Below are 2,778 nucleotides of genomic sequence, written 5' to 3'. Positions count from 1 at the left end.
ACCACCGTCGGCATCCACGACAACTTCTTCGACCTCGGCGGACACTCCCTCCTCGCCACCCGCGTCACCTCCCGCCTGCGCACCGAACTCGGCCATGAACTCCCCGTCCGCGCCCTCTTCGAGACCCCCACCATCGCCCAACTCGCCACCACCCTCGGCACGTCGGCAGCGGTCGACACCACGGCCGTCCGCCGCGCGGAACGACCGGCCGCCGTCCCGCTGTCGTACGCCCAGGAACGCCTCTGGTTCCTCGACCGGATGGACCCCGACGGCAACGCCTACACCGTCCCCGTCGCGCTGCACCTGTTCGGTGCGCTCGACCCGGCAGCCCTGGAACAGGCGCTGCAGCAGCTCGCGGCCCGGCACGAGATCCTGCGCACCCGGTTCGCCGAGGGAGCGGACTCGGCACCCGCCCAGGTGATCGAGCCCACCGGCTCCCTGCCGCTCGTCCAGGTGGACGCCGGCGACTGGGACGACGCCGACCTCGTGGCAGCACTGCACCAGGAAGCGAGCCGGCCCTTCGACCTCGCGCACGGGCCGCTCGCCCGCGCGCACCTGTTCCGCCTCGACCCGCAGCAGCACGTGCTCCTGCTCTCGATGCACCACATCGTCACCGACGGCTGGTCCTACCGCATCGTCGCCAGGGAACTCGACGAGCTCTACGCGGCCCTCCGCGAGCGACGGCCCAGCCGGCTGACCGAACCCGCCCTCCAGTACGCCGACTACGCGATCTGGGAGCGCTCCTGGCTCCAGGGCGAGCTGGTCGAGGGGCAGTCGGCCTACTGGCGGGAGCAACTCGCAGGGCTGGAACCGCTGGAGCTGCCCACCGACCGCCCCCGCCCCGCCGTCCGCAGCAGCCGAGGCGCCACCCACACCCTCACCCTGCCGGACGACCTCACCACCGCCCTGCACAAACTCGGCCAGGACCACGGCGTCACCACCTTCATGACCCTGATGGCCACCTACCAGATCCTCCTCCGCACCTACACCGGCCACCACGACATCGCCGTCGGCACCCCCGTCGCCAACCGCAACCGCTCCGAAACCGAAGACCTCATCGGCTTCTTCGTCAACACCCTCGTCCTCCGCGCCGACCTCACCGGCAACCCCACCCTCCGCGACGTCCTCAACCGGACCCGCGACACCGCCCTCAACGCCTACGCCCACCAGGACCTCCCCTTCGAACGCCTGGTCTCCGAACTCGCCCCCCAACGCGACCTCAGCCGCACCCCCCTCTTCCAGACCATGCTCACCGTCCACGGCTCGACCACGGACATCTCCCACTGCTGGCAACTGGCAGGACTGGACGTCCAGACGCTTCCGCTGGACGACACGGTCGCGAAGTTCGACCTGACCGTCAGCGCGACCGAGGCGGGTCCCGAGCTGACGATCGACTTCACCTACAGCACCGACCTGTTCGACGCGGCGACCATCGAGCGACTGGCCACCCACTTCCAGCACCTGCTCACCGCCGTCACCACCGACCCCGACGCGCGGTTGGACGACCTCGACCTCCTCAGCCCGGACGAGCGCCGCCGCATCCTGCACGAGTGGAACGACACCACCGCGCCCTACCCCCACGACCGCACCGTCCACCAACTGGTGGAACAGCACGCCCGATTGCGGCCGGAGGCCATCGCTCTCGTCCAGGGCGAACGACGGTTCAGCTACCGCGAGCTCAACGAACGTGCCAACCAACTCGCCCACCGACTCCGGGAATCCGGCGTCCACCCCGACACCACCGTCGGCATCTGCGCCGAACGCAGCCCCGAACTCGTCATCGGCCTGCTCGCCGTCCTCAAAGCCGGCGCCGCCTACCTCCCCCTCGACCCCACCCACCCCACCGAACGCCTCACCCACCTCCTGACCTCCACCGACACCACCGTCGTCCTCCACCACCCCCACCAGACCGGACTGGCGGCCTCCCTCGGTGGCACCCTCCTCGCCCTGGACGACCCGACGACCGCCGGGCACCCGACCACCGATCCCGATCCCGTCGCCCACCCCGGCAGTCTCGCCTTCGTCCTCCACACCTCGGGATCCACCGGCACCCCCAAGGGCGTCCAGATCACCCACCAAGCCGTCCTACGCCTCACCCACAACACCCGCATCACCGACACCACCCCCGACGACGTCTTCCTCCACCTCAACTCCATCGCCTTCGACGCCTCCAGCTACGAGATCTGGACCCCCCTCACCACCGGCGCCACCCTCGCCATCGCCAGCCCGGGCCGCACCACCACCGAAACCGCCACCCACGACATCCACACCCACCGACCCACCGCCCTCCTCCTCACCACCGCCCTCTTCCACACCCTGGTGGAGGAGTCCTCGCAGGCCCTGGCCGGGGTCCGGCACGTCCTGACGGGCGGCGAGGCCCTGTCGGCCACCCACGTCCGGACGTTCCTGGAGCTCCACCCCGGCTCGGCCGTCGTCAACGTCTACGGGCCCACCGAGAGCACCACCATGGCCACGTGCTTCACCTGTCGGCCGGGGTCGTGGGAGGGTCCGGTACCGATCGGGCGGCCGATCGACAACACCCGCATCCACCTTCTCGACCCGGCCGGGCGCCCCGTCCCGATCGGCGTCACCGGCGAGCTGTACCTCGGCGGCGACGGCCTGGCCCGCGGCTACCACCACCAACCGGCGCTCACCGCCGACCGGTTCGTCCCCGACCCCTTCACCCCGGGCGCCCGGCTCTACCGCACCGGCGACCTCGCCCGCTACCGCCCCGACGGCACCCTCGACTTCCTCGGCCGCACCGACGACCAGGTCAAG

Annotated in this window: 1 protein-coding gene; it reads left to right on the top strand. The window is 71.0% G+C overall.

Going from position 1 to position 2,778, the window contains the following annotated elements:
- Positions 1-2,778 (top strand): amino acid adenylation domain-containing protein (locus ACFC1T_RS38305; protein WP_375897418.1); only part of this gene is annotated, 2,778 nt, incomplete at both ends.

Origin of the sequence: Kitasatospora sp. NPDC056076, from assembly GCF_042266305.1 — a bacterium.
Taxonomy (GTDB): domain Bacteria; phylum Actinomycetota; class Actinomycetes; order Streptomycetales; family Streptomycetaceae; genus Kitasatospora.
The sequence above is the reverse complement of the archived record's forward strand: the minus strand, read 5'-3'. Positions and strand labels throughout refer to the sequence as shown.